The organism is Streptomyces sp. NPDC020884, from assembly GCF_044333935.1.
Lineage (GTDB): Bacteria > Actinomycetota > Actinomycetes > Streptomycetales > Streptomycetaceae > Streptomyces.
Genome location: NZ_JBIRRY010000014.1, coordinates 121,806 through 141,117 on the forward strand (window position 1 = coordinate 121,806; position 19,312 = coordinate 141,117).

General features: G+C 71.7%; 15 protein-coding genes. 4 read left to right on the forward strand and 11 right to left on the reverse strand.

All coding sequences use genetic code 11. The features are described from left to right. Positions 1 to 16 precede the first annotated feature (16 nt). Together ACH4UK_RS34735 and ACH4UK_RS34740 are read right to left on the reverse strand one after the other, a co-directional pair. A complete protein-coding gene (locus ACH4UK_RS34735; RefSeq protein WP_398362913.1) occupies positions 17 to 775 on the reverse strand; it encodes an NUDIX domain-containing protein in 759 nt (252 codons plus the stop codon). Between the two features lie 127 nt (positions 776 to 902). After that, complete coding sequence (locus tag ACH4UK_RS34740; protein WP_398362915.1) at positions 903 to 2,282, reverse strand: DUF4192 domain-containing protein; 1,380 nt, start codon at positions 2,280 to 2,282, stop codon at positions 903 to 905. A 110-nt stretch (positions 2,283 to 2,392) separates the two neighbouring features. Here ACH4UK_RS34740 and ACH4UK_RS34745 point away from each other — a divergent pair, with 110 nt between their 5' ends. Continuing rightward, complete coding sequence (locus ACH4UK_RS34745) at positions 2,393 to 4,564, forward strand: RecQ family ATP-dependent DNA helicase (RefSeq protein ID WP_398362917.1); 2,172 nt, start codon at positions 2,393 to 2,395, stop codon at positions 4,562 to 4,564. A gap of 216 nt (positions 4,565 to 4,780) precedes the next feature. Then, complete coding sequence (locus ACH4UK_RS34750; protein WP_398362918.1) at positions 4,781 to 5,422, forward strand: hypothetical protein; 642 nt, start codon at positions 4,781 to 4,783, stop codon at positions 5,420 to 5,422. Positions 5,423 to 5,558: 136 nt separating this feature from the next. On the opposite strand, the gene ACH4UK_RS34755 is transcribed toward ACH4UK_RS34750, so the two are convergent. From ACH4UK_RS34755 to ACH4UK_RS34780, 6 genes are all read right to left on the reverse strand, one after another. Further along, complete coding sequence (locus ACH4UK_RS34755) at positions 5,559 to 6,188, reverse strand: hypothetical protein (protein WP_398362920.1); 630 nt, start codon at positions 6,186 to 6,188, stop codon at positions 5,559 to 5,561. A 62-nt stretch (positions 6,189 to 6,250) separates the two neighbouring features. Further along, positions 6,251 to 6,961, reverse strand: a complete 711-nt coding sequence (locus tag ACH4UK_RS34760; protein WP_398362922.1) for a ribonuclease HII — start codon at positions 6,959 to 6,961, stop codon at positions 6,251 to 6,253. Between the two features lie 168 nt (positions 6,962 to 7,129). Further along, the gene (locus ACH4UK_RS34765; RefSeq protein ID WP_398362923.1) at positions 7,130 to 8,845 is read right to left on the reverse strand and encodes a DUF4153 domain-containing protein; all 1,716 of its coding nucleotides are present in this window, start codon (positions 8,843 to 8,845) and stop codon (positions 7,130 to 7,132) included. A gap of 221 nt (positions 8,846 to 9,066) precedes the next feature. Further along, positions 9,067 to 9,975 (reverse strand): ADP-ribosylglycohydrolase family protein, encoded by a 909-nt coding sequence (locus tag ACH4UK_RS34770; protein WP_398362925.1) that lies wholly within the window; start codon positions 9,973 to 9,975, stop codon positions 9,067 to 9,069. Positions 9,976 to 9,987: 12 nt separating this feature from the next. Further along, positions 9,988 to 10,647, reverse strand: coding sequence for a histidine phosphatase family protein (locus tag ACH4UK_RS34775; protein WP_398362926.1), 660 nt, complete (start codon positions 10,645 to 10,647; stop codon positions 9,988 to 9,990). A 108-nt stretch (positions 10,648 to 10,755) separates the two neighbouring features. Beyond that, positions 10,756 to 11,361, reverse strand: a complete 606-nt coding sequence (locus ACH4UK_RS34780; RefSeq protein ID WP_398362928.1) for a YdbC family protein — start codon at positions 11,359 to 11,361, stop codon at positions 10,756 to 10,758. A 247-nt stretch (positions 11,362 to 11,608) separates the two neighbouring features. Between ACH4UK_RS34780 and ACH4UK_RS34785 the strand changes: the two genes are divergently transcribed. Continuing rightward, complete coding sequence (locus tag ACH4UK_RS34785) at positions 11,609 to 12,145, forward strand: TerD family protein (protein ID WP_398362929.1); 537 nt, start codon at positions 11,609 to 11,611, stop codon at positions 12,143 to 12,145. Between the two features lie 210 nt (positions 12,146 to 12,355). On the opposite strand, the gene ACH4UK_RS34790 is transcribed toward ACH4UK_RS34785, so the two are convergent. Further along, a complete protein-coding gene (locus ACH4UK_RS34790) occupies positions 12,356 to 15,253 on the reverse strand; it encodes a vitamin B12-dependent ribonucleotide reductase (protein WP_398362931.1) in 2,898 nt (965 codons plus the stop codon). 175 nt (positions 15,254 to 15,428) lie between these two features. Next, a complete protein-coding gene (gene nrdR / locus ACH4UK_RS34795; RefSeq protein ID WP_382776207.1) occupies positions 15,429 to 15,941 on the reverse strand; it encodes a transcriptional regulator NrdR in 513 nt (170 codons plus the stop codon). A 491-nt stretch (positions 15,942 to 16,432) separates the two neighbouring features. Between nrdR and lexA the strand changes: the two genes are divergently transcribed. Further along, positions 16,433 to 17,230, forward strand: a complete 798-nt coding sequence (lexA, locus tag ACH4UK_RS34800; protein ID WP_365005187.1) for a transcriptional repressor LexA — start codon at positions 16,433 to 16,435, stop codon at positions 17,228 to 17,230. Between the two features lie 109 nt (positions 17,231 to 17,339). Here lexA and ACH4UK_RS34805 read toward each other — a convergent pair whose 3' ends face one another. Further along, positions 17,340 to 19,310 carry an ATP-dependent DNA helicase gene (locus ACH4UK_RS34805; protein WP_398362933.1) on the reverse strand — a complete coding sequence of 657 codons (1,971 nt, stop codon included), beginning with the start codon at positions 19,308 to 19,310 and terminating at the stop codon, positions 17,340 to 17,342. Positions 19,311 to 19,312 lie beyond the last annotated feature (2 nt).

The following is a 19,312-nucleotide window of genomic DNA, read 5'->3' on the forward strand; positions in this document are numbered from 1 at the left end:
CGGAACGCCCGGGGGCTCAGACCTCGGGCCGCAGCATCGGCGGATTGAGCACCGTGGCCGCCCCGGCCCGGAACAGCTGCGCGGGCCGGCCGCCCTGCCGCGTGGTCGTTCCGCCGGAGGGCACCAGGAATCCGGGCGTCCCGGTGACCTTGCGGTGGAAGTTACGGGGATCGAGGACCACGCCCCACACCGCTTCGTACACCCGGCGCAGCTCTCCGACCGTGAACTCCGGCGGACAGAACGCCGTGGCCAGCGAGGAGTATTCGATCTTGGAGCGGGCGCGCTCCACTCCGTCGGCCAGAATCCGCGCGTGATCGAAGGCCAGCGGCGCGGCCTGCTCGCCCTCCCGCCCGGCGCCGGGGTGCAGCAGATCCTCGACCGGCGCCCAGCGCGCGCTGTTGGCGTCGCCGCCCGCCCGGGGCGCGGGCAGGTCCGGCGCGAGGGCGAGGTGGGCGACGCTGACCACCCGCATCCGGGGGTCGCGCGCCGGGTCTCCGTAGGTGGCCAACTGCTCCAGGTGTGCGCCGTTGCCCACAGCCGGTTTCGCCGGATCGTGCGCACAGAGGCCGGTTTCCTCGACGAGCTCACGCGCTGCCGCGGATCCCAGGTCCTCGTCCATCCTGACGAAGCCTCCGGGCAGCGCCCATCGGCCCTGGAACGGGGTCTCTCCGCGGCGGACGACCAGCGCGCAGAGCGCGTGACGGCGCACCGTGAGCACGACCAGGTCGACGGTGACAGCGAAGGGCGGAAAGGTCGACGGGTCGTAGGGCGGCATGTCGCGATCATAGTCGTCTGCCTGACGATAAACACTCCCTTCAGCATGCTCGTGATCAGTCCGTCCGATGCACCCCGAGGTGACCGTCTGACGCAGGGGGGTTCGGTCGCCGCCGCTCCCTCCCGGGTCATCGGCGCGGCCTGCTGCCACGCCGGCCGTACCGCCGGGCCTCGTGCGGCCGCCGCCCGGCCCCTGACGCCCGGGGACGCACGGCGCCGGGTGACGCCTTCACCCGCTCGGTCCCCGGCGGCCGGGGAACGCGTCCTCGTCGTCGGCCCCCGTCGGGCAGTCGGCGGACCTTGCGGATGTGCAGCCCGGCGGTGCTCCGCCCGGCGGCGGTGTCCACCACCTCCGCCGCGGCCGCGGCGCCGGCGCCCGTCCCCTCGTCCGTGGCCTCGCGCAGGCAACGACGCAGGGCCTCCGGGTCGAGCCCCTCGTTGCAGGCCCGGTGCAGCAGCTGGGCGAACGTGTAGGCGGGATCGGCGCGCAGCGCCAGCGTCAGGGCGACCCGCCCGCCCGGCTCGTCGCCGGTCGACCAGGAAACCCAGCCCGCCAGGGTGAGCGGGGCGGCGGCGTGCTCCCCGTACGGTCCGACGCAGCGCCGGGCCAGCGTCCGCCACAGCCGCAGGGCGGATTGCGCTTCGGCCCCTTCCATCCAGGCGGCGGCCTTGTCCCGGGTCTCCCGGTCCTGGAGCCCGAGGATGACGGCGGCGGCCTCGTCGTGGCCGATGAGTTGGTCGTCCCCGGCGTCCGAGAGCACCGGTGGGGCGGGCTGTGCCGCCGCGATGCGGCCCATGAGCGTGCGCGCCAGCCGGAGCGTCTCCGCCGCGACCTCGTGCCTGGCCCGCTCGTCCAGAAGCCTGGGCACCAGCGCTGGTACAGCCGTGTCCAGGGCCTTCTGCTGCGCGGCCACGGCTGCCGGGGCCTGCCAGGGCCCGAGCCGCGCCTCCATGTCGCGCAGCGTGCCCCGGACGTGGACGCCCGCGTAGGCGGCGGCCGCGGCCATCACCGTGGTGCCGGGCATGACCAGGGGATTTCCCTGGTCGGGGCAGCACCGGGGGTCCGGGCAGCAGTAGGACCAGTAGCGGCCGTCGGAGATGCAGAGCGCTTCGAGGACGGGAACGTCGAGCGCCCCGCACGCGGTGCGCAGACGTTGCGCGAACGGCCTGAGGCGCTCCATGGTCGACCGGCCGCCCGAGCCGTCCGGCGAGTCCTGACAGAGGAAGATCACGATCGCGTCGGGCCGTCCTTCACGGCGCTCACTGCCCGCGACCAGGCACTCCGCCAGCTGATCGGAGACCGGCCCCCATTCGCCGGGCGCCTGCGGGATTCCGAGCCGGAGCCGGCCGCCGAACCGGCCCCTGCCGCCGTGCAGGGCAACCATCACGACGCTGTCGTTGGGATAGAAGCCCATGAGATACGGGAGGGCGTCGGCGAGCTCGGCGGGGCCGCGCAGGGTGATCTGCTGTTCCCCGGCCGGGCCGGTGGATTCGTGGTGCTTGTTCATGGCTCGACGGTCCCGCGGCCCGCCGAATCCCGCGACCCCTGTGGATAACGTTATCCACAGGCTCGCCCTGTCGTTCGCGGTTTGTCGTAGCCATCGGGTTGCATGGGGGCATGACCAACACAGATCGTGCGGCACTCAGGGCTTCGGCCGATTCCGTCCTCGCCCGCCTCGTGGGCGATGCCACCGGTACGGCCGTGCTGCGCGAGGACCAGTGGGTGGCCATCGAAGCGCTCGTCGCCGACAAGCGCAGAGCCCTGGTCGTGCAGCGCACCGGTTGGGGCAAGTCCGCCGTCTACTTCGTGGCGACCTCGCTGCTCCGCGCGCAGGGCAGCGGTCCGACCGTGATCGTCTCACCGCTGCTGGCGCTGATGCGCAACCAGGTCGCGGCGGCGGCACGGGCCGGAATCAGCGCCCGCACGATCAACTCCTCCAACACGGAGGAGTGGGAGAGCGTCCAGGCCGAGGTGGCGGCCGGCGAGGTCGACGTCCTGCTGGTGAGCCCCGAGCGGCTCAACAATCCCGACTTCCGCGACCAGGTGCTGCCGAAGCTGGCGGCGGCGACCGGCCTTCTGGTGGTCGACGAGGCCCATTGCATCTCCGACTGGGGGCATGACTTCCGGCCCGACTACCGGCGGCTGCGGACGATGCTCGCCGATCTGCCGACGGGCGTCCCGGTGCTCGCCACCACCGCCACGGCCAACGCCCGCGTGACGGCGGACGTAGCGGAGCAGCTGGGCACCGGCGCGGGCACCGACGCGCTGGTCCTGCGGGGACCGCTGGACCGGGAGAGCCTGAGCCTGAGCGTGCTGCAACTGCCCAACGCGGCGCACCGGCTGGCCTGGCTGGGCGACCACATCGGCGAGCTTCCCGGCTCCGGGATCATCTACACGCTGACCGTGGCGGCGGCCGAGGAGATCACGGCCTATCTGCGCCAGAACGGCCATGCGGTCGCCTCCTACACCGGGCGGACCGAGAACGCGGACCGGCAGCAGGCCGAGGACGATCTGCTGGCGAACCGGGTCAAGGCCCTGGTCGCCACGTCCGCACTGGGCATGGGATTCGACAAGCCCGACCTCGGCTTCGTCGTGCACCTGGGCTCGCCCTCCTCCCCCATCGCCTACTACCAGCAGGTCGGGCGTGCGGGGCGCGGCGTGGAGCACGCCGAGGTGCTGCTGCTCCCCGGCAAGGAGGACGAGGCGATCTGGCAGTATTTCGCCTCCGTCGCCTTCCCGCCCGAGGAGCAGGTGCGGCGCACCCTGGACGTCCTGGCCCACGCGGAACGGCCGGTCTCCCTCCCCGCTCTGGAGCCCATGGTGGATCTGCGGCGGACCCGGCTCGAGACGATGCTCAAGGTGCTGGACGTCGACGGTGCGGTGAAGCGCGTCAAGGGGGGCTGGATCTCCACCGGCGCCCCCTGGGTCTACGACGCCGAGCGGTACGCCTGGGTCGCCCGGCAGCGGGAGGCCGAGCAGCAGGCCATGCGCGACTACGCCTCGACGACGGCGTGCCGGATGGAGTTCCTGCGGCTGCGTCTCGACGACGAGGAGGCCGCGCCGTGCGGGCGCTGCGACAACTGCGCTGGCGCCCGCTTCGACGACAAGGTCTCCACCGCCGCCCTGGACGGAGCGCGCAACGAGCTCGGGCGGCCCGGTGTCGAGGTGGATCCCCGCAAGATGTGGCCCACCGGGCTGCCCGCCGTGGGCGTCGATCTGAAGGGCCGCATCCCCGCGGGCGAGCTGTCCTTCACCGGCCGGGCGCTCGGCCGGCTCTCCGACATCGGCTGGGGCAACCGGCTGCGTCCCATGCTCGCGGCGCAGGCTCCGGACGCTCCGGTGCCGGACGATGTCACGGACGCCGTGGTCACCGTGCTCGCCGACTGGGCGAAGGGGCCCGGCGGTTGGGCTTCCGGGGCGGCGGACGCCGCTCCGCGGCCGGTCGGCGTGGTGACCGTCGCCTCCCGCCGCAGGCCGCACCTGATCGAGTCGCTCGGCCGGCGCATCTCGGAGATCGGCCGGATGCCCCTGCTCGGCACGGTCTCCTACGCACCGGGCTCCGAGGAGGTGCGGATGTCCCAGACCAACAGCGCGCAGCGGGTGCGGGCGCTGCACGAGACCCTGGTCGTGGAGCCGGAGCTGGCGCAGGCGTTGGCGTCCGCGGGCGGCCCCGTTCTGCTGGTGGACGACCTGTCGGACACCGGCTGGACCCTGGCCGTGGCCGGGCGGCTGCTGCGACGGGCCGGAGCACCTGGGGTGTTTCCGCTGGTCCTCGCGGTTCAGGGGTGACGGAAGGAGTCATCCCGGGCGGGTCTGGGCAGGGATATCAGTGTCATTCCGGCTGATTCCCGTCAGCCACAGCAATTGCTCGTTGCCGCCTGCCGGTGGGCCAGGGAGAATTGGGGCTGCCCCCGCACAGTTCCTCATCGGGCCCGGAAGGGCTGTGTCGCGGCGCGCCCTCACTCGACCCTGCCCGCACCATGGGCGCGTAGCGAAGGGAGGACCGTGACCTTCGGATTCGCCCCGTCCGCAGCCACTTCGACAGCGGCGTCCGCGGTTTCCGCCGACTCCGTCAACCGCCTTGCCCGGATGCTCGAACCAGCGGAGTGGGCCTCGGCGGGCATACCCCTGCTCCGGAGTCCGCGGGAGGTCGTCAGCGGGCTGCACTCCCGGCACCGGCCGACGCCGGCCACCGCCGTGGTCGCGGTCCTCGACCACGAGGAACGACTCACGGCGAGCGCCTCGTTCGCCCGCCGGGCGACGGTGGCCGCGGACGGCTGGGAGTTCCGCAATGCCCTGCTGGCGCATCTGCGGCGCGTGATCCCGCACGATCTGCGCCGCCGCACTCCGGTCCGTACGGCCGTCCTGCTGTACTGCCGCGACGGCGACGAGCGGTGGACCGAGGAGGACGGTGCCTGGATGTGGGGTCTCCGGGACGCCTGCACCCTGCACGGGCTCCGTTGCGGCGCCTACATCACGCTCACGCGCGGGGGCTGGCAGGTGCTCGGCGAGGGAAGGGGCGGGCGGCGGCCCAGTTCGCTGTCGGAGCCCTCACCCCTGGCCGACGCCGTCGCCGACCACCTGACCACCCCGACGCGGTCGGGCGGCGGCTCGGTGGAGGCACTGCGCCGCACCGCGGCCCGCTGAGCGGGCGCTGATCAGCCGGCCCCGCCGAGGGGGACGCCGATCAGCTGCCGGTCGGCCCTCGTCGTGGCCGGGAGGGGACCGACGGCGGCGCCCCCGGCTGCCCTCGCGGGCGGCCGGGGGCGCCGGTGGGGCACGTTCAGACCCCGGCGCCGAGTGCGGAGTTGATCGTCTGCGGGTCTCCGCAGACGATCAGCAGCGCGGCCGCCCGGTCACGAGCGGCGGGCAGGGTGCGGGCCACGGCCGGGTCGGCGTCGCCGTTGACCGCGACGACGACCACGGGCCGGGATCGGGCCCGGTCCGCCGCGGAGACGTCGGCGAAGAAGACGTCGTCGCCCGCGTCGTGCTGGGCCCAGTAGGCGGCTTCGCCGAAGGATAGCTCGTGGGCGGCCCACGGGTGCTGTTCGCCGGTGGTGAGCACCAGGATGTCGCCCGGTGCACGACCGGAGTCCAGCAGCAGGTCGACGGCTTCCTCGGCTGCGTCGAGGGCGCCGGCCGCCGGGGCCGGGATCAGCTGGATCTGCGGCGCGGAACGGTCCTCCGTCGGCTCCGGGCGCACGGGCGCCGGAGCTGCGGGGGCGGGGTGGGCGCGCTGCGCCGGGGGCGCGGGACGCGCGGGTCCGGGACCCGGACGGCCGGGACGCGGGGTGGCCGCGGAACGCGGACCGGGTACGGGACGAGGGGTCGGCGCGGTGCGGCCGGCGGCCGGAGTGACGCGGGGACCCTGGGCGCTCTCGGGAATCTGAGGCTCCTCGGGGATCAGAGGCATGACGGTGGTCTGTGTTCGACGCCGATGTCGTCGGCGTCGGTAAAAGGGGCGCTTGTGCGCGATCAGAATTCGAAGCCGAGCTGGCCCCCGCTTTCGAGTGCGGCCGCCTCGGCGGAAATACGGACCTTCTTCAGGTGCTGCCACCGGGGCAGCGCGTCCAGATACGCCCAGGAGAGGCGGTGATGGGCCGTGGGCCCCCGCTCCTCCAGTGCGGCCCGGTGCACGGGCGAGGGATACCCCGCGTTGGCACCGAAGGCGAAGTCGGTGCAGTCCTCGGACGCGGCGCCCAGCTCGGCCATCATCCGGTCACGGTGCACCTTGGCGATCACCGAGGCCGCGGCGACCGCGATACAGGACTGATCGCCCTTGATCACGGTGCGGACCTTCCAGGGAACGCCCAGGTAGTCGTGCTTGCCGTCGAGTATCACCGCGTCGGGCCGTACCGGCAGCCCGTCCAGGGCCCGCACGGCGGCCAGCCGGAGCGCGGCGGTCATACCGAGGTCGTCGATCTCCTGCGGCGAGGCGTCGCCCAGCGCGTAGGCGGTGACCCAGCTCCGCAGGACGGGTGCGAGCTCGGCGCGCCGACGGGGGGTCAACAGCTTGGAATCGGTGAGGCCTTCGGGCGGTCGGCGCAGGCCGGTGACCGCAGCGCACACGGTGACGGGTCCGGCCCAGGCACCGCGTCCGACCTCGTCGACTCCGGCGACGGTCCTGGCACCGGTGGTAGCGCGAAGCGAGCGCTCGACGGTGTGCGTGGGTGGTTCGTACGGCATGGCGCCAGCCAGCGTACGCCGAGAGCCACGGCAACAACACCCCGGGGCGCCGTGCGTACCGCGAATCCCCCTCCGGAGGCGGGTTCGCGGCCCCACAGGGCCCCGGATCCCGAGCTCGCGGACCCTGAACCCGCGGGCTCAACAGGCCCGCGGGCTCCATGCGGCGGATCAGTACGGGTCGTACCCGTCGTCGTCCGGCTCATACCCGTCGCGGCGCCCGTCCCGGCCAAGGCCGTAACACTCGCGGCCGTCACCCGTCACCGGACGCTTCTCCAGGATCTCCTTCGCCCGTGCCTCTCCCCAGCTCGTCGCGTACCAGGGGGAGTCGGCGTGGAGCACGTCGTTCTGGATGATCCGCAGTGCGCAGGAGCGTTCCGGTTCGGGCAGCCGGTCCAGGGCCGGTACGGCGTCGGCGGACAGGTCCTTGACGTAGTCGATGTCGATGCCCGCCGCGTTGCGGTCCTCGAAGCGCTGGACGTTCTGTTCGGCGATCAATCCGTCCGGCGAGAGCAGCCCGAAGGCCAGGACCCCGGCCGCCGCGCTCACCGCGATGGCCCGTGGCAGGAACCGGGCGCCGAAGAACCCGGCCGCCAGGATGAGGACCAGCACCACCCCGAGCCAGAGTTCCATCGTGGCCACGGATATCCGGAGCCTGGTCAGGCCGTACTCGTGGACGTACAGGTCCATGCGGCGCAGCGCGGAGGCGACGACGACGAGGGTGAGCACGCAGAGGGTCCCGAGGACGGCGCGCACCAGCGTGCGGTCCCGGGTGCCGCCGCGCGGCGCCCAGCGCAGGGCCAGGGCGATCACGAGAAGGGTGAGCAACGTGGCCCACAGCAGCTGCCAGAAGCCCTGGCGGGCGTACTCGGCGTGGTCGAGCCCGGTCTCCTTCCTCACCTTGTCGTAGCCGCCGAGGAGGACGACGAGCTGGAGCGTGATGAACGCGGCGAAGAGCAGGTTGAGCACGATCAGCGGGAGGGCCCATTCGGCCCGCCCCCGGGGTTTGCCGGGCCGTACGGTGATCCCGTCCCAGCGCACCGGGGCCGCTGCCGCGTACGCGGCGGCGAGGGCGCCTGCCAGCCCGAGGGTGAACAGGAAGATCCGCCAGGGCCCCTCGCCGACCGACGCGTCGGGCATGAGGCTGCCCAGCAGATCGGCGAACGCGGCGTCCGCGCCGGCGAAGAGGGTCCCGAACACCACCAGCAGCACGAGGGCCACCGCCGTGGTGCGCAGGGCGACGCCCCAGCGCGCCCGGGAGCCGTCGGCCCGTTCCCGTACGCCCCGCACGCCCCAGATGATGCCGGGGACGACCGAGTCGAACAGGCCCAGCGAGCCGATGAACACGCCCGGCCAGCTGCGGCTGCCGTGCAGCGCGAGCGAGCCGAGCGCGAAGGCCGACACCACGGCGAGGAAGGTGGGCCAGCCCGCGTCGCGGAGTGCGGGCACCGCGAGCAGCGCGAGGCCGCCGACCGCCCAGGTGGCGGTCCAGGGCCGCAGCCGGCGGCCGGCCGACTGTGCGGCGAAGAACGCGGCCAGCGCGGCGGGCACCGCGACGATCAGAAGATTCGCCCCGAGTCCGTCGCCCAGGAGGAGCGCGCTCAGGACGGCGGTGGCCAGGACCGCCCAGAGGACGGCGGGCCGGATCAGGGGCGGAGCGGGCGGGCGGAGCCGGGCCGTCGGGCCGTCGTCCTTGGCGCCGGGCGCCCCCGCGGCGTACTGCCAGGGGCTGTCCGACCGGCCGGCCGGCTGACGTGCTCCGGCCTGCGTTCCGGCAGGCGGCGGTTGGGCGGGCTCGGAGACCGTTGGTGGTTCCGGTGGCCGGGGCGCACCGGATTCCTGGGACTTCTGCGGCGGTCTGGACGCCTCGGACGGCTGATCGGACATGGGACCCCTCCCCCACCGGGTCCACCCGCGGCCCGAGGCCGTACGCGCGTCCCGGCGTCTCATTCGGCGCACGCCCTCAAGATCAACCAGGGACGGCGTGGCCGAAAGAGTAATCCCGAACTCGCGTTCGCAGACACGCAGGGTGGTCCTGTGGCAGGACCGTGACAGACGACCGCCGCCCCCGGCGCGAAGGGCGGTCGGCGGTCAGCGCGGGGGCGGGATCAGCGCAGGAACGGGGCCAGCCACGCCGGCGGTTCCTCCGTCCGGGCGAGCCAGTCGGCCGGTGGCGCTCCCGCCTCGCCCGAGGCGACGACGCCGCCGACGATGGCGCACGTCGTGTCGACGTCGCCGCCCGCCTGGGCCGTGACCCAGAAGGCCTGCTCGTAGTCCCCCAGGCTCCGGGCGGCCGACCAGAGCGCGAACGGCACGGTGTCGTGGGCGCTGGTCCGGCGGCCGTTGCCGAGGACCGCGGCGACCGTTCCGGCGTCCCGGTAGTCCAGCATGTCGCGGGCCCGCCGCAGCCCGGCGCCGACGGCGCTGCGCGGCACGAGCGCGATGACACCGTCGAGGAGGTCCTCGGGGCTCGGCGGTCCGCCGGGGGCGGCTGCGAGCGACGCGGCTGCGGCCACGGCCATCGCGCCGACGACGGCCTCACGGTGCTGGTGCGTGGTGTACGAGGAGATCTCCGCCTGGTGCGTGGCCTGCTCGGGATCGTCCGCGTACCAGGCCCCGAGCGGGGCGATGCGCATCGCCGAACCGTTGCCCCAGGAGCCCTGGCCCTTGAACAGCGCCGAGGACAGTTCCCGCCAGTCGCCGCCCTCCCGCACCAGCCTGAGGAGCCGGTTGACGGCGGGGCCGTACCCCCGGTCGAAGTCATGGTGCTCGGCGAAGGAGTGGGCGAGCGCGTCCTGGTCGACGCGGCCGTGCGCGGTGAGCACGGCGAGGACCGAGCAGGCCATCTCGGTGTCGTCGGTCCACTGCCAGGGCCCTGGCGGCAGGGCCCGCTGTTTCAGCAGGGGATAGTTGGCCGGAACGAAGAACTGGGAGCCCAGGGCGTCTCCCACGGACAGCCCACGCAGGCTGGCCAGGGCGCGTTCGAAGCGCCGCGCGGAAGCAGAATCAGCGGTCATCGCCCTGCCACTCTAACCGGTTCGGCCGTACGGCTCAGGGGTCCGCCAGCGCTGAAAGGGCCGGTCGAGGGTGTAGCGGCCCCTCTCGCCCAGCAGCAGGGTCCGCGTCTCGCCGTTGCCCGGGTTGGACAGCGACTCGAACTCGGCGACCGACCAGTGGAACCAGCGCATGCAGAACAGCCGCATCGTCAGCCCATGGGTGACCAGCAGGACGTTCTCCGGGTGGTCCGGCTCCTCGAAGCTCCGGTGCAGGCTCTCCAGGAACGCCCCGACCCGGTCGTAGACGTCGGCGCCGGACTCGCCCTGGGCGAAGCGGTAGAAGAAGTGCCCGTAGGCGTCCCGGTAGGCCTTCTGCAGCCGTACGTCGTCCCGGTCCTGCCAGTTGCCCCAGTCCTGCTCGCGCAGCCGGGGCTCCTCGCGGACCCGGACGCGTTCCTGGTCGAGGTCGAAGGCCCGGAACGTCTCATGGGTGCGGCGGTACGGCGAGATGTAGACGCTCACCCGTTCCCCGCCGAACTGCTCGCGCAGCCCCTCCCCGGTCTCCCGGGCCTGCCGCAGGCCCGTGGCGGTGAGCCGGAGCGCGTGGTCGGGCTCCCGCTCGTACACCGTGTCGTCGGCGTTGCCCTCGGACTCACCGTGCCGGACGAGGACAATGCGCTGCGGTCGTGCCATGCACCGAACCCTAGATCGAGTCCGGTCCGTCCGGGCGGTCGTCCGGCCTCCATCCGGCGGATGTGACCAACGAGACGACGGCGGAAGCCGTACGCACCGGAGCGCGGGTCACACCGTCCAGGACGGCTCCAGGTCCACGACGTCTCCCGTCAGCGCGATCACATCCGTCTCGGTCTGCGCGCGGGCCGCCAGCCGCTCGGCCCCGTCCGCGCGGTACTTCCCGCGCTCGGCGCTGGACTTCCACAGGGACAGCGCCAGGAACTCATGGCCCGGCGCCTCGCCGAACATGCCGCGCAGTATGCCGGGGGATCCGGCCACGGCGGGGTTCCACACCTGCTTCTGCATCAGCACGAAGTGCTCGGCACGCTCCTCGTGCACCCGGCTGTGCGCGACCCGCACGACGTCGGCCTCCTCGAAGTGGGGCTCGAAGCCCGTCTTCACGTCGAAGCGGCGCTCGAAGAGCGTGACCTGCATGTCGCGGAACATGCCCGCCTGCCCGGCAGCCAGCCGGTCGTGCCCACGGGCCATGAAGGAGTCGTAGAAGACGCGGTTCTCCCAGAACGCGAAGACGTGGGCGACGTCGGGGCGCGTTCGGCTCCACCCGCCCGCCTGTCCCCTGAACCCCGGCTCGCCGAGCAGCCCCGCCCACTTCCGCTGGCCCCGTTCGAAACCATGACGGTCCACCACGGAACAGCGAATCCACTTCACCAGCACGGCGCCATCGTACGGCGCGGAACGTGGCACGGGTCACGGTCCCGAGGGGTGCACCCGAACCGGTCGTTCCCCTCGCTCAATGATCATCACGAGGACGCGGGCGCCGGACCGGCAGCCGGCGGATGGCCCGAATCCGCCGTCTGTGGCCGGGGCAGTTGGCTGCGCCGCCGGTTCCGTACATGATCGGGTGAATCGTGTATCGGGTGATGAGGACGGTCCGTGGGCCGTCGGCCGGGAGGGAAGCCCCTTGAGCACTCCGAACAAGGAAATCGAGAAGGTCGAAGTGCGGGTCAAATGGGACCCGAGCCCGCACGGGGCGGCGGCCCACGACCTCGACATCATCGCGGCGACCTACCCGGCCGACGAGCCGTACGGGGCACCCGCCTACCTGGTGCACTTCGACAGCCGCTCGCCCGACGGCACCATCACGCTGAACCGGGACAGCCGGACCGGCCAGGGTTTCGGCTTCGACGAGGTCATGACCATCGAACTGGACCGGCTGGCGGAGCGGTACGGGCGGGTCGTGGTCGGCGTCGCCATCCAGCAGCGCGACGGTCACAAGACCTTCGGCGACATAGGGAACACGGCGATGGAGATCCGCGAGGGCTACACGAGCCTGGCCGAGGACGACTTCTCCGGCGTGGCGTGGGCGACCGCGGCGGTCGTCGGGGAGTTCTCCCGGGAGGGCTCGGGGTCCTGGGGATTCCGGTCTGCCGTACGCGGATTCGACGACGCCCCCGGCGCGTTCGCCGCGGTGATGGGAAACCGGGCCGCCGGGGCGTGACATCGGCCAGTTCCGGACAACCCGGTATGGGTCCGGGGGACTTGCCGGAGGGCGGTGCTCGGGTGTGCGCCCGCCGGTTCGGGGCGACTCCCCTCCGTATGCGGCATGCCGAAGGGGACCGGCCGGTGGCCGGTCCCCTTCGTGAGCCGCACGTCGGCTACGGGTGCGGAGCCGGGTCGCACGTGGCGTGCGACCCGGCTCCGCCCGTTCTCAGCTGCAGCCGCTCGTCGAGCCGCAGCCCTCGCAGATGTAGCAGGAGCCGGCGCGCTGCATCTTCGTGCCGCAGGAGAAGCAGAGCGGGGCGTCGGCGCTGATGCCGAGCTGCATCTCGACCAGTTCGGCCGAGGTGTGCGCCGTCCTCGGTGCGGGCTTCGCGGCGGGCTCCTGCGGAGCCGCCACCACCTTCAGGGGCTCGGCGTGGACCGGGGCCGACTGGGCCAGGCTGTCCGCGTCCACTCCGTCCACCTCGAACGACGGCTCGTAACTGCCGGTGTCCAGGTGGCGCTGACGCTCCTCGGCGGAGTGGATGCCGAGGGCGGAGCGGGTCTCGAAGGGCAGGAAGTCGAGCGCCAGGCGGCGGAAGATGTAGTCGACGATCGACTGCGCCATCCGCACGTCCGGGTCGTCCGTCATACCGGCCGGCTCGAAGCGCATGTTCGTGAACTTCGAGACGTACGTCTCCAGCGGGACGCCGTACTGCAGACCGACCGAGACGGCGATGGAGAAGGCGTCCATCATGCCCGCGAGGGTCGAGCCCTGCTTGGACATCTTCAGGAAGACCTCGCCGAGACCGTCGTCCGGATAGGAGTTGGCGGTCATGTAGCCCTCGGCGCCGCCCACCGTGAAGGAGGTGGTGATGCCGGGGCGGCCCTTGGGGAGGCGCTTGCGGACCGGGCGGTACTCGACGACCTTCTCGACCGCCGTGCGGATGGTCTCCTCGGCCTTCGCGGTGACCTCTTCCTTCTCCTTGTCCTTGGTCTTGGCGGAGAGGGGCTGGCCGACCTTGCAGTTGTCGCGGTAGATCGCGAGCGCCTTGACGCCCATCTTCCACGCCTCGAAGTAGACCTCTTCGACGTCCTCGACGGTGGCCGTCTCGGGGAGGTTCACCGTCTTGGAGAGCGCGCCGGAGATCCACGGCTGGATGGCCGCCATCATCCGGACGTGGCCCATCGCGGAGATGGAGCGCTCGCCCATCGCGCAGTCGAAGACGCTGTAGTGCTCGGTCTTCAGGGCGGGGGCGTCGACCACGTTGCCGTTGTCGGCGATGTGGGCGACGATCGCCTCGATCTGCTCGGGCTGGTAGCCGAGACGGCGCAGCGCCTGCGGCACCGTGCCGTTGACGATCTGCATGGAGCCGCCGCCGACCAGCTTCTTGAACTTGACCAGGGCGAGGTCGGGCTCCAGGCCGGTGGTGTCGCAGGACATCGCGAGACCGATGGTGCCGGTGGGCGCGATGACCGAGGCCTGCGCGTTGCGAAAACCGTTCTTCGCTCCGAGCCGGATCACGTCCTGCCAGGCCTCCGTCGCGGCGGCCCAGACCGGCGAGTCCAGGTCGTCGACGTGGACGGCCTTGGCATTGGCGTCGGAGTGCTGCTTCATGACGCGCTGGTGCGGCTCGGCGTTGCGGGCGTAGCCGTCGTACGGGCCGACGACCGCGGCCAGTTCGGCGGAGCGCCGGTAGGAGGTGCCGGTCATCAGCGAGGTGATGGCGCCGGCCAGCGCGCGGCCGCCGTCGCTGTCGTACGCGTGACCGGTCGCCATCAGGAGGGCGCCGAGGTTGGCGTAGCCGATGCCCAGCTGACGGTAGGCGCGGGTGTTCTCGCCGATCTTCTGCGTGGGGAAGTCCGCGAAGCAGATCGAGATGTCCATCGCGGTGATGACCAGCTCGACGACCTTGGCGAAGCGCTCGGACTCGAAGGACTGGTGGCCCAGGCCGTCGTCCTTGAGGAACTTCATCAGGTTCAGCGAGGCGAGGTTGCACGAGGTGTTGTCCAGGTGCATGTACTCGCTGCACGGGTTCGAGCCGTTGATCCGGCCGGACTCCGGGCAGGTGTGCCAGGCGTTGATGGTGTCGTCGTACTGGATGCCCGGGTCGGCGCAGGCCCAGGCCGCCTCGGCCATCTTGCGGAAGAGGGACTTGGCCTCGACCTCTTCGATGACGTCGCCGGTCATCCGGGCGCGCAGCCCGAACTTTCCGCCCGCTTCGACGGCCTTCATGAACTCGTCGTTCACGCGGACCGAGTTGTTGGCGTTCTGGTACTGGACGGACGTGATGTCGTCGCCGCCCAGGTCCATGTCGAAGCCCGCGTCGCGCAGGGCGCGGATCTTCTCCTCTTCCTTCACCTTGGTCTCGATGAAGTCCTCGATGTCGGGGTGGTCGACGTCGAGGATGACCATCTTGGCCGCACGGCGGGTCGCGCCGCCCGACTTGATCGTTCCGGCGGACGCGTCGGCGCCGCGCATGAACGAGACCGGTCCCGAGGCGTTGCCGCCGGAGGAGAGGAGCTCCTTGGAGGAGCGGATACGGGAGAGGTTCAGGCCGGCGCCGGAGCCGCCCTTGAAGATCATTCCCTCTTCCTTGTACCAGTCGAGGATCGACTCCATGGAGTCGTCGACGGCCAGGATGAAGCAGGCGGAGACCTGCTGCGGCTGGGGCGTTCCGACGTTGAACCAGACCGGGGAGTTGAAGCTGAAGACCTGGTGCAGGAGGGCGTAGGCCAGCTCGTGCTCGAAGATCTCGGCGTCGGCGGGAGAGGCGAAGTAGCTGTTCTCCTCACCGGCCTTCCGGTACGTCTTCACGATCCGGTCGATCAGCTGCTTGAGACCGGTCTCGCGCTGCGGCGTGCCGACAGCGCCGCGGAAGTACTTGCTGGTGACGATGTTGACCGCGTTCACCGACCAGAAGTCGGGGAACTCGACGCCACGCTGCTCGAAGTTGATCGAGCCGTCGCGCCAATTGGTCATGACGACGTCACGGCGCTCCCACACGACCTCGTCGTACGGATGCACGCCGGGGTTGGTGTGGATGCGCTCGATACGCAGACCCTTGCTCGCCTTGGCGCCCTTGGTGCGGGAACCTCGTGCCGGGCCGCTCGCCGTCTCTGTCATGCCGCCTCCCATATGTGGGCGAAAACGCCCTGAAGTGCCCAGATCTTCCCAGGCACAATGTGTGTCCGATGCTCCGGAAGCCGCACTCGGCAGCCGGAAGCACATCTCATGTCGCCCTGCCGCCGGTCCGCAGAGATACGTCTGCGGGCACGGGCGTCCCGGGCGGGTACCGCTCTCAGTCGGCGGCAATGGCGGGGGCGGGGACCTCAAGGGTCTCGCCGCTCCCGCAGTCCTCTGCGGAAGGCCGTCGCGCACGCAGCTCCACGATCGCGGCCTCGAAGTCTTCCAGGGAATCGAACGCCCGGTACACGGACGCGAAGCGCAGGTACGCGACGAGGTCGAGTTCCTGCAGGGGGCCGAGTATGGCCAGTCCCACGTCGTGGGTGGTCAGCTCGGCGCTGCCGGTGGCGCGCACCGCCTCCTCGACCCGCTGGCCGAGTTTGGCGAGGGCGTCCTCCGTGACGGGCCGTCCCTGGCATGCCTTGCGGACGCCGGAGATGACCTTGGTGCGGCTGAAGGGCTCGGTCACGCCGCTGCGCTTGACCACCATCAGCGAACAGGTCTCCACCGTGGTGAAACGGCGGGAGCAGTCGGGGCACTGCCGGCGGCGACGGATCGACGTCCCGTCGTCGGTGGTGCGACTGTCGACGACCCTGCTGTCGGGGTGCCTGCAGAAGGGGCAGTGCATGGCTCCCAACCCTCCTTCACACGCACGACTGAATAGCCTCTTCAGGGCCTTGTCCGGGCCCCTGGGAAGCAGTCCCCAGCATAGGCGATGACCACGGCGCGATTGAACCGAGACCACAACTTCTGGGTGACTGGAGCAATCCAACCACTAGATCTAGGGTTGGGTCGCGTTTTCGGCCCTGTCGCGTGTCGCGCGCCGGACCTCGGTCGGAGGCCGCCCGGGGGAGCGTGGGCCAGGGAAGAGGGTACGGGAGACGCGGGGCCGCCGAGCCGCCGGGGCTCCGGCGCGCGGAAGCGGATGAAAGACTCGGACCGGGACCGCGGCGAGCGCCTCCACGGAGGCCGCGCGCAGCGCCCACGGGAGTGCTCATACACCTGCCGGAAGCACCGCGGCACCCCTTTATTCGTTTTTCACTCGAACGTGTGTTTGGCGCAACCTTTCGAAAGCTACTACCGTTGTCCAGCTAGGGAGAACATTCGAGAGGGGCCGACGTGACCACCACCGCAGACAGTGCCACCATCACCGCCCGGGACCACCGCTCCCAGAGCCGACTTGAGCCGGTGCATGCCATGAATGACTCAGTCACGAACACGGAGGGCCCCGAGCCCGCACGCCCGGGACGTTCCATGCCCGGCAGGCCCCCCGGAATCCGGGCGGACAGCTCGGGACTCACGGACCGGCAACGACGGGTCATCGAGGTCATCCGCGACTCCGTGCAGCGGCGGGGATACCCGCCGTCGATGCGGGAGATCGGTCAGGCGGTGGGCCTGTCCAGCACCTCGTCCGTCGCCCATCAGCTGATGGCGCTGGAGCGCAAGGGCTTCCTCCGCCGCGACCCGCACCGGCCCCGCGCCTACGAGGTGCGCGGATCGGACCAGCCCAGCACCCAGCCGACCGACACGACGGGCAAGCCCGCCGCGTCCTATGTGCCGCTGGTCGGCCGGATCGCCGCCGGTGGCCCGATCCTCGCCGAGGAGTCCGTCGAGGACGTCTTCCCGCTCCCCCGCCAGCTCGTCGGCGACGGTGAGCTGTTCGTCCTGAAGGTCGTCGGCGACTCGATGATCGAGGCCGCGATCTGTGACGGCGACTGGGTCACCGTCCGCCGCCAGCCCGTCGCGGAGAACGGTGACATCGTCGCCGCCATGCTCGACGGCGAGGCGACGGTCAAGCGCTTCCGCCGGGAGGACGGCCACGTATGGCTGCTCCCTCACAACGCCGCGTACCAGCCGATCCCCGGCGACGAGGCGACCATCCTGGGCAAGGTGGTGGCGGTGCTGCGCCGGGTCTGAGGAAGAGCGTCGGTCACGGCGTGCCCGCCCCGGGATCCCTGCCTAGGACATCGATCATGATGTCGGTCCCGGGGCTTTGCCGTGCCCGCGGGCGACGACGGGACGGCCTTCAGGCCCCGTCCTCCTTCGCCCGTGCGTCGATGGCGGCCAGTGAGCGGCGCGCCTGGTTCCGGTCCGTGGTGTACCAGAAGTCCGGCAGCGAGGCGCGCAGATAACTTCCGTACCGCGCGTTGGCGAGCCTCGGGTCGAGCACGGCGACGACGCCCTTGTCGCCCGTCGCCCGGACCAGCCGGCCCGCGCCCTGGGCCATCAACAGCGCGGCGTGCGTCGCCGCCACCGCCATGAAGCCGTTGCCGCCCCCCTCCTCGACCGCCTTCTGCCGTGCGCTCATCAGCGGATCGTCCGGCCGGGGGAACGGAATCCGGTCCATGACCACCAGCTGACAGCTCGGTCCCGGGACGTCGACGCCCTGCCAGAGGGACAGGGTGCCGAAGAGGCAGGTCGCCGGGTCCGCCGCGAAGTTCTTGATCAGCTCGCCGAGGGTCTCCTCGCCCTGGAGCAGGATCGGCCTGTCCATGCGGCCCCGCAGCTCCTCGGCCGCCGCCTTGGCCCCGCGCATGGAGGAGAACAGCCCCAGCGTGCGCCCGCCGGCCGCCTCCACCAGCTCGGCGAGCTCGTCCAGCATGTCCGTACGCGATCCCTCGCGCCCCGGGGTGTTCAGATGCCGGGCGACATAGAGGATGCCCTGCTTCGGATAGTCGAACGGGGATCCGACGTCCAGCCCCTTCCACTGCGGGACGTCCTCGCCCGCGGTGCCCTCGGGGGCCAGGCCGAGGGAGGCGCCCACCCCGTTGAAGTCCCCGCCGAGCTTGAGGGTGGCGGAGGTCAGCACCACGGACCGCTCGGCGAAGAGCTTCTCGCGCAGCAGCCCGGAGACGGAGAGCGGGGCGACCCGGACGGAGGCTCCGAACCGGTCGTGCTGCTCGTACCAGACGACGTCGTACTCGGAGCCCTGGGCGATGCGCTCGGCGACGCCGTGGATCGACTCGACCGAGGCCAGGGCCTGCTTGCGTACGGCGTTCTCGTCCTCGACCGACTTGTCCCGGGTGGCGCCGATCGCGGAGATCACCGTCCGCGCCGCGTCGCGCAGCGCCATCAGCGCGTACCCGAGGTCCTCGGGCACCTCTTCCAGACGCCCCGGGAGCGCCAGCTCCATCACCCGCTCGAAGCCCTCGGCCGCTGTCTGGAGGGCGTCGGCCGCCTTCTCGTTGACCAGTTTCGCGGACCGCCGGACCGCCCGGTTGACCTGGGCGGGAGTGAGCTCGCCGGTGGCGACGCCGGTGACCCGGGAGACCAGCTCATGGGCCTCGTCGACGATCAGGACCTCGTGCGACGGCAGCACCGGCGCGCCCTCGATGGCGTCGATCGCGAGCAGTGCGTGGTTGGTGACGACCACGTCCGCGAGCTTCGCGCGCTCGCGGGCCGCCTCGGCGAAGCACTCCGCGCCGTACGCGCACTTCGTCGCGCCGAGGCACTCGCGCGAGGAGACCGAGATCTGCGCCCAGGCCCGGTCGGAGACGCCGGGGGTCAGATCGTCCCGGTCGCCCGTCTCCGTCTCGTCCGACCAGTCCCGCAGCCGCAGCAGGTCCTGCCCCAGCTTGCTGGACGGGGCCGCCGCCTCGAACTGGTCGAAGAGCCCCTCCTCCTCGTCCTGCGGAACCCCTTCGTGGAGCCGGTGCAGGCAGAGGTAGTTCGACCGGCCCTTGAGCATGGCGAACTGCGGACGCCGGCGCAGCAGCGGATGCAGGGAGTCGACCGTACGCGGAAGATCACGCTCCACGAGCTGCCGCTGGAGGGCGAGGGTGGCCGTGGCCACGACGACCCGCTCCCCGTGCGCCAGGGCCGGCACCAGATAGCCGAGCGACTTGCCCGTACCGGTGCCGGCCTGGACGAGCAGGTGGGATTGGTGGTCGACGGCCTCGGCGACGGCCTCGGCCATGGTGACCTGGCCGGGCCGTTCCGTACCGCCGACGGCGGTGACGGCGGCGTGCAGGAGCTCGGGGAGGGATGGCTTCGTCATAG

Coding starts and splice junctions, on each gene's coding strand:
- ACH4UK_RS34735 (WP_398362913.1), bottom strand. CDS start 775: ATGCCGCCCTACGACCCGTCGACCTTTCCGCCCTTCGCTGTCACCGTC.
- ACH4UK_RS34740 (WP_398362915.1), bottom strand. CDS start 2,282: ATGAACAAGCACCACGAATCCACCGGCCCGGCCGGGGAACAGCAGATC.
- ACH4UK_RS34745 (WP_398362917.1), top strand. CDS start 2,393: ATGACCAACACAGATCGTGCGGCACTCAGGGCTTCGGCCGATTCCGTC.
- ACH4UK_RS34755 (WP_398362920.1), bottom strand. CDS start 6,188: ATGCCTCTGATCCCCGAGGAGCCTCAGATTCCCGAGAGCGCCCAGGGT.
- ACH4UK_RS34760 (WP_398362922.1), bottom strand. CDS start 6,961: ATGCCGTACGAACCACCCACGCACACCGTCGAGCGCTCGCTTCGCGCT.
- ACH4UK_RS34765 (WP_398362923.1), bottom strand. CDS start 8,845: ATGTCCGATCAGCCGTCCGAGGCGTCCAGACCGCCGCAGAAGTCCCAG.
- ACH4UK_RS34770 (WP_398362925.1), bottom strand. CDS start 9,975: ATGACCGCTGATTCTGCTTCCGCGCGGCGCTTCGAACGCGCCCTGGCC.
- ACH4UK_RS34775 (WP_398362926.1), bottom strand. CDS start 10,647: ATGGCACGACCGCAGCGCATTGTCCTCGTCCGGCACGGTGAGTCCGAG.
- ACH4UK_RS34790 (WP_398362931.1), bottom strand. CDS start 15,253: ATGACAGAGACGGCGAGCGGCCCGGCACGAGGTTCCCGCACCAAGGGC.
- nrdR (WP_382776207.1), bottom strand. CDS start 15,941: ATGCACTGCCCCTTCTGCAGGCACCCCGACAGCAGGGTCGTCGACAGT.
- ACH4UK_RS34805 (WP_398362933.1), bottom strand. CDS start 19,310: ATGACGAAGCCATCCCTCCCCGAGCTCCTGCACGCCGCCGTCACCGCC.